Origin of the sequence: Allobosea sp. CER48 (genome assembly GCF_044752385.1) — a bacterium.
Lineage (GTDB): Bacteria > Pseudomonadota > Alphaproteobacteria > Rhizobiales > Beijerinckiaceae > Allobosea.
In genome coordinates, this window is sequence record NZ_JBIWYK010000169.1 from 1 (window position 1) to 6,384 (window position 6,384).

The 6,384-nt window shown below is 66.5% G+C and carries 10 protein-coding genes; 5 read left to right on the forward strand and 5 right to left on the reverse strand.

All coding sequences use genetic code 11. The features are described from left to right. The first annotated feature begins 131 nt into the window (after positions 1-131). From ACIPIA_RS08390 to ACIPIA_RS08400, 3 genes are read left to right on the forward strand one after another with little or no spacing between them, the layout of a single operon-like run. Complete coding sequence (locus ACIPIA_RS08390; protein ID WP_400508478.1) at positions 132-893, forward strand: heme ABC transporter permease; 762 nt, start codon at positions 132-134, stop codon at positions 891-893. Then, positions 890-1,075 carry a heme exporter protein CcmD gene (ccmD, locus tag ACIPIA_RS08395; protein ID WP_400508480.1) on the forward strand — a complete coding sequence of 62 codons (186 nt, stop codon included), beginning with the start codon at positions 890-892 and terminating at the stop codon, positions 1,073-1,075. The genes ACIPIA_RS08390 and ccmD overlap by 4 nt, the downstream gene beginning before the upstream one ends. Continuing rightward, positions 1,072-1,665 carry a DsbE family thiol:disulfide interchange protein gene (locus ACIPIA_RS08400; RefSeq protein ID WP_400508482.1) on the forward strand — a complete coding sequence of 198 codons (594 nt, stop codon included), beginning with the start codon at positions 1,072-1,074 and terminating at the stop codon, positions 1,663-1,665. The genes ccmD and ACIPIA_RS08400 overlap by 4 nt, the downstream gene beginning before the upstream one ends. A 95-nt stretch (positions 1,666-1,760) precedes the next feature. Here ACIPIA_RS08400 and purQ read toward each other — a convergent pair whose 3' ends face one another. The 4 genes from purQ to purC form a co-directional block, all read right to left on the reverse strand. Beyond that, positions 1,761-2,456, reverse strand: coding sequence for a phosphoribosylformylglycinamidine synthase subunit PurQ (gene purQ / locus ACIPIA_RS08405; protein WP_400508483.1), 696 nt, complete (start codon positions 2,454-2,456; stop codon positions 1,761-1,763). Positions 2,457-2,459: 3 nt separating this feature from the next. Beyond that, positions 2,460-2,702, reverse strand: a complete 243-nt coding sequence (purS, locus tag ACIPIA_RS08410) for a phosphoribosylformylglycinamidine synthase subunit PurS (RefSeq protein WP_400508485.1) — start codon at positions 2,700-2,702, stop codon at positions 2,460-2,462. A 192-nt stretch (positions 2,703-2,894) separates the two neighbouring features. After that, the gene (locus tag ACIPIA_RS08415; protein WP_400508487.1) at positions 2,895-3,479 is read right to left on the reverse strand and encodes a hypothetical protein; all 585 of its coding nucleotides are present in this window, start codon (positions 3,477-3,479) and stop codon (positions 2,895-2,897) included. Positions 3,480-3,520: 41 nt separating this feature from the next. After that, positions 3,521-4,315 carry a phosphoribosylaminoimidazolesuccinocarboxamide synthase gene (purC, locus tag ACIPIA_RS08420; RefSeq protein ID WP_400508494.1) on the reverse strand — a complete coding sequence of 265 codons (795 nt, stop codon included), beginning with the start codon at positions 4,313-4,315 and terminating at the stop codon, positions 3,521-3,523. Between the two features lie 321 nt (positions 4,316-4,636). On the opposite strand from purC, the gene ACIPIA_RS08425 reads away from it, so the two are divergent. Together ACIPIA_RS08425 and ACIPIA_RS08430 are read left to right on the forward strand one after the other, a co-directional pair. Then, complete coding sequence (locus ACIPIA_RS08425; protein WP_400508489.1) at positions 4,637-4,960, forward strand: DUF1476 domain-containing protein; 324 nt, start codon at positions 4,637-4,639, stop codon at positions 4,958-4,960. A gap of 134 nt (positions 4,961-5,094) precedes the next feature. Next, positions 5,095-5,874 carry an HpcH/HpaI aldolase family protein gene (locus tag ACIPIA_RS08430; protein WP_400508490.1) on the forward strand — a complete coding sequence of 260 codons (780 nt, stop codon included), beginning with the start codon at positions 5,095-5,097 and terminating at the stop codon, positions 5,872-5,874. Positions 5,875-5,887: 13 nt separating this feature from the next. Here ACIPIA_RS08430 and ACIPIA_RS08435 read toward each other — a convergent pair. Next, positions 5,888-6,384: DNA-3-methyladenine glycosylase family protein (locus ACIPIA_RS08435; protein WP_400508492.1), on the reverse strand; the 497-nt coding region annotated here is incomplete at its 5' end.

Consider the following 6,384-nt stretch of genomic DNA (forward strand, 5'->3'; position numbering starts at 1 on the left):
GGCAATGGGCCGCGCCGCGCCGCCCTCCGGTTCGTGATGTCGCAGCCGGTCGGCACGCATTGCTTGGAAGGGGTCGGGATTGCTAAAGCAACCGCCATGGCACCAGAGCCCCGGATGACAGCGCCAGAACGATGGCCAGCCTGATCGACCTTGCCAATCCGACGCGCTTCATGCGCTTCTCGGCTGCGCTGCTGCCGTGGCTGGCGGCCGTCGCGGCCATGCTTATCGCCATCGGTCTCTATCTCGCCTGGTTCGTGGCGCCGGCCGACTATCAGCAGGGCGAGACGATCCGGATCATGTTCATCCATGTTCCGGCGGCCTGGCTTGCCATGATGTTCTATTCGATGATGGCGCTCTCGGCCCTGGGCACCCTGGTCTGGCGCCATCCGCTCGCCGATGTCGCGCAGAAGGCGGCGGCGCCGATCGGCGCCTGCTTTGCGCTGGTTTGCCTCATTACCGGTGCTCTCTGGGGCAAGCCGATGTGGGGCACCTATTGGGTCTGGGACGCGCGGCTCACCTCCGTGCTCGTGCTGCTGCTGGTCTATCTCGGCATCATCGCGCTCTGGCGGGTTCTGGACGAGCCGTCGCGTGCGGCGCGGGCCGTCGCCATCCTGACGCTGATCGGCTTCGTCAACGTGCCGATCATCAAGTTCTCGGTCGATTGGTGGAACACGTTGCACCAGCCGGCCTCGGTGCTGCGCATGGGCGGGCCGACGATCCATGCCTCGATGCTATGGCCGCTGCTCATCCTCGCGGTCGGTTTCACGCTTTTCGCGCTGTCGCTGCACATGGTCGCGATGCGCGCCGAGATCATGCGCCGGCGCGTGCGGACCCTGACGATCCTCGAAGCCGAGCGGCTCGACCGGCTCGCGTCGGAGGGCCTGCCGGCATGAGCATGCTCGTCGACGCCATCGGCCCCCACGCCGGCTTCATCCTCGCCTCCTACGGCGCTGCGGCACTCATCCTCGCCGGACTGACGCTGGCGATCCTGCGCGACCATCGCGCGCAGAAGCGGGCGCTCGATGCGCTCGAGCGCCGGGGCGCCGGCCGCCGCTCGGGCCGGGAAACGTCATGAGCCAGACCGAAACCGCGCCGCGGCGGCGTTCGCCGCTGCTTTTTCTGGCGCCGCTGATCATCTTCGGCGCGCTCGCCGTCATCTTCGGCATCGGGCTGTTCACCGGCGACAAGAGCAAGGTCCCCTCCGCGTTGATCGGACGGATCGCGCCGGCGATCACGCTCGCCCCTCTGGAGGGGCTGCAGCGTGACGGCCAGCCCGTTCCCGCCTTTGGCAATGACGATCTTACCAAGGGCCGGGCGACGCTGGTCAATGTCTGGGCGAGTTGGTGTGCGCCCTGCCGGGTCGAGCATCCCGTCCTGATGGGTCTTGCCGAGACCGATGCGGTGAAGCAGGGCAAGGTCACCCTGGTCGGAATGAACTACAAGGACGAAGCCGAGAATGCCCGCCGTTTCCTCGGCGCGCTCGGCAACCCGTTCTCTGCGGTCGGGGTCGACCGCGGCGGGCGGGCTGCGATCGAATGGGGCGTCTACGGGGTGCCCGAAACTTTCGTCGTCGGACCTGACGGGCGCATCCTCGAAAAGCATGTCGGGCCGATCGACCAGCAGGCCGCGATCAAGCTGCTGCAGAGAGCGCTGAAAGCGCGCTGACGGCCTTGTGCCATGCTCGGGCCAGGCCCGAGCATCTCTTCGAAAATTTGGATCTTGTCAGTCGATTCGCGGGGCAGCCCCGCGAACGAGCCGCTTCAGGCGGCGCGCTTGTAGCCGACGAGGCTGTCGAACAGGCCGCGTCCATCCGTGCCCCCGACCAGCGAGTCGATCAGGTTCTCCGGATGCGGCATCAGGCCGAGCACGTTGAAGCCGGGCGAATAGATACCGGCGATGCCGTTGAGCGAGCCGTTCGGATTGGCTTCCAGCGTAACGTTGCCCTGCGCGTCGGCATAGCGGAAGGCGACGAGGCCCTCGCCTTCGAGCCGGGCCAGCGTCTCGGCATCGGCGATGTAGTTGCCCTCGCCATGGGCGATGCAGACATCGATCGCCTGCCCCTTCGCATAGGCGCGGGTATAGGGCGTGTCGTTGCGCTCGACCTTGAGGTGCTGGCGCTTGCAGACGAACTTCAGATTGGCGTTGCGCACGAGGATGCCGGGCAGCAGCCCCGCCTCGCAGGCGATCTGGAAGCCGTTGCAGATGCCGAGCACGTAGCCGCCGCGCGCGGCATGGGCGCGGGTGGCGTCCATGATATGGGCACGGCCGGCGATCGCGCCCGTACGCAGGTAATCGCCATACGAGAAGCCGCCGGGCAGCACGACGAGGTCGACGCCGTTCGGCAGCTCGGTGTCACCATGCCAGACATGGGTGACGTCGGCGCCGGCCTGCGTCAGCGCCTTGGCGACGTCGCCGTCACGGTTGGAGCCGGGAAAGGTGATAACGGCGGCCTTCATGGGTCAGGCTCCGATTTCGACGCGGTAGTTCTCGATCACGGTATTGGCGAGCAGCTTCTCGCAGGCGGCCTTGAGCGCGGCTTCGGCTGCGGCCTTGTCGGCTGTCGAGAGCTCGATGTCGAAGACCTTGCCCTGGCGCACCGAGCCGACGCCGTCGATGCCGAGCGACTTCAGGGCGCCTTCGATCGCCTTGCCCTGCGGATCGAGCACGCCGTTCTTGAGGGTGACGGTGACGCGGGCTTTCATGGAAATCTCCGGACGCGGATTGTTACGGGGTGCCTTAGAGCATGTTCCGCAAAAGTGGAAACCACTTTTGCGATCAGAACGGGCCCAGCCTGTTCGCTCTCGCGCGAATTCCCATCGTTCGGCCGGTCTGAGAGGGCACCGCGCGCTGGCGCAGCGGAGCGGACTCAACCATGTCCCGCCGTTTCACGTGAATCAGCGGCTGCGCCAGGCCGCCTGGGCATCGCGGCGTGCGGCCTCGGCCGTATCGCTTACGCCGAGCGCCAGGACGAGCCTGTCCGCCTCGCGACCATAGAGAATGGCGGTGACGGCCTGGCGGCCGGGCGTGTCGAGCGATCGGATCGTGACGAGGACGCCGCGCGCCTCGGTGGAATCCAGGCGAGCGACATCGGTCGCGCTGCGGGCCGACTTTGGCTCGGCCTTCCGTTTCTGGTTCTTCTGGAGCTTGCGCCGCTCGGCCGCCTTCTCGGCCGCCAGTCGGGCGAAAGCCTCCCCGAGGCGCGCGGGGCTTTCGGAGAGCGCGCGCTCCATGTCCCCGGCCTGCCTGCCTTCCAATGCGATGACCGCGGCGAAGCCTTGCTGCGTGCAGCTTTCGCGTGGGCAGAACACCATGGCACGGGCTTCGAGCCCCTCATTCAGGACCCAGGAGCCGATGGGGAGGCGGTGCCAGCCCTCGGAAGCAGGCAATTCGGCGATGCCTGCGCCGAACTGGTCGGCGCAGGCCGAGAGGAGCAGGCCGGCGCCGAGAAGCAGGGCGGCGACGCGAAAACGGGAGCGCATGCGCTCCCGTTTCATTCGCGATGATGGCGCGGCGATGGCGCTCACTGCACCAGGCGCGGGCCGGTGGGACCGGGATTTTCGTTCTCCCCGAGGATACCGAGGCGCCGAGCGACTTCCGAATACGCTTCGATCAGGCCACCCATGTCGCGGCGGAAGCGATCCTTGTCGAGCTTGTCCTTGGAGCGGATGTCCCAGAGACGGCAGGAATCGGGGCTGATCTCGTCGGCGACGACGATGCGCATCATCTCGCCTTCCCAGAGGCGGCCGGTTTCCATCTTGAAGTCGACCAGGCGAATGCCGGCACCGAGGAAGAGCCCGGACAGGAAGTCGTTGACGCGGATGGCGAGCGCCATGATGTCGTCGATCTCCTGCGGCGTGGCCCAACCGAAGGCGGTGATGTGCTCTTCCGAGACCATCGGATCGTTGAGCGCATCGTTCTTGTAATAGAACTCGATGATCGAGCGCGGCAGTTGCGTGCCTTCCTCGAGGCCGAGGCGCGTGGCGAGCGAGCCGGCGGCGACGTTGCGGACGACGACCTCGAGCGGAATGATCTCGACTTCGCGGATGAGCTGCTCGCGCATGTTCAGCCGGCGGATGAAATGCGTGGGGACGCCGATATCGTTCAGGTTCGAGAAGATGTGTTCGGAGATGCGGTTGTTGAGCACGCCCTTGCCGTCGATCACTTCATGCTTCTTTGCATTGAAGGCGGTGGCGTCATCCTTGAAATGCTGGATCAGCGTACCGGGCTCGGGTCCTTCGTAGAGGACCTTCGCCTTGCCTTCGTAGATGCGACGGCGGCGATTCATGGGTATGTACCGTGGCTTGAGGAAATCCAAAAGGTCGGCCCTTCTCTGGACGCGATACGGTCGCGGCGGGATCTTGGCCCCTGATCTTGTCGGTCCCGCCACCTGGCCCGGCGATCCGGTCGGATCGATCTTCGGGCCGGCGCAGGTGCCGGTCATGTGCCGGGCGCCCGGGGGCGCCCATGCGCCTGCTATATGGAGTGTCTCGGCCGCAAACGCAACAAAACGCCAATTCGCTGCGCCGGGAGGCTTAAGCGGGCCTGAATCGGAGTAGCCGGGCTGGCTCTCGCGGCGCCCTCGGCCTATATGATTCAAAAGTGCTAATACCTGCCCGCGAAAGGACATGGACGCCGCATGACGACCTTCGACCAGCGCAAGGACGCTTTCGAGAACAAGTTCGCCCATGACGAGGAGCTGCGCTTCAAGGCCACGGCCCGGCGCAACAAGCAGCTCGGACTCTGGGCAGCCGAGAAGCTCGGCAAGAGCGGTGCCGATGCGGAAGCCTATGCCAAGTCGGTCGTCGTTGCCGATTTCGAGGAAGCCGGCGACGAGGATGTGGTCCGCAAGGTCAAGAACGACTTTGCCCTCGCCAACGTCAACGCATCCGACGTCGAGATCCGCACCGTGATGGCCGAGCTCCTGCTCAAGGCGGCCGAGGACATCCAGGCCGGCCGCTGAGCGCATCCCGGCAGACGCAGGACGTCTCTGAAACGGGCGCATGGGCGCCCGTTTGCTTTTCCGGCCCGGCCCGGTCCAACGTGCGCAGGCCCCGCGACGCCTGAAGCGCGGGCCTTGCAACGGATGAACGCACAATGGCCAAGCCCACCGTCCTCTCTTCCCTCGCCGACCGTTTCGCCAAGGGCGGCAGCGTCGTCTCGGCCTGGTGCGGCCTGCCCGATCCCTCGATCGCGGCGATCCTGGCGCAGGAGGATTTCGACGCGATCACGCTCGATATGCAGCACGGGCCGATCACGCTGGGCGAGGTCATCCGGGCGATCCCGCTGATCAACGCCGCAGGCAAGCCCGCGATCGCGCGCATCCCGGTTGGCGAATTCCAGAACGTCTCGAAGCTGTTCGACTCCGGCGTGTCCGGCGTCATCGCGCCTATGATCAACACGATGGAAGATGCCCGTCGCTTCGCGGGCTATGCCAAGTATCCGCCGATGGGCGAGCGCAGCTGGGGCAGCTATGGTGGCCTGGTGGCTTCGGGCCTCGATCAGAACAGCTATCTCAAGACCGCCAACAGCTTCTCCATGACCTTCGCGATGATCGAGACGCGCGAGGCGATGGCGATCGTCGACGACATCCTGGCGCTGGATGGCATTGACGCGCTGTTCGTCGGTCCGTCCGACCTGTCGATCGCCCTGTCGGGCGGCGGGCAGGTCGATGCGAGCGCACGCGAGGTGGACGAAGCGCTCAAGCACGTCGTCGCGCGCGCCTCGGCGGTGAACAAGCCGGTCGCGCTCTATGCAGCGACGGCCGAGCGCGCGAAGCAGGGCCTCGCCATGGGCGCGCGCATGGTCACCGTGATGAGCGATTCGGGGTTCCTGCGCTCAGCCGCGCAGACCGCTCTCAAGGTCGTGCGGGGCTAAATCGGGCCGATGTTCAGGCGTTGATGCCCTCGCGGCGCTTGAGAACGGCGTAATACGCCCAGAGCAGCCGCGCGGCCACGCCGCGCCAGGGGCGCCAGGCCTCCGCCATGGCCTGGAGCTCCGCCGGCTTGGGCCGCTCTGCCAGTCCGAAGGCCTGCCGTGCCGCTTCCTGAATCGCGAGATCGCCGGCGGCGAAGCCATCGCGATGGCCAAGACAGAACAGCAGGTAGACATCGGCCGTCCAGGGGCCGATGCCCGAGATCGCCGTCATCTGCGCGTGCACCTGCTCGGGCGTAGCCTCCTCCAGGGCTTCGAAGGTGAAGCGTCTTTCGACGAGGGCCGCCGAGAGAGCCAGCAAGGTGCGTTGCTTCGGGCGGGACAAGCCGGAGAGACGCATATCGTCGTCCGTCGCCGCGAGCAGGCGCTCCGGCGTCAGCGGGACGAAGACGCTTTCGAAGCGGCTCCAGACGGCGCGTGCGCTGGCCACGGACAGTTGCTGCGCTACGACGA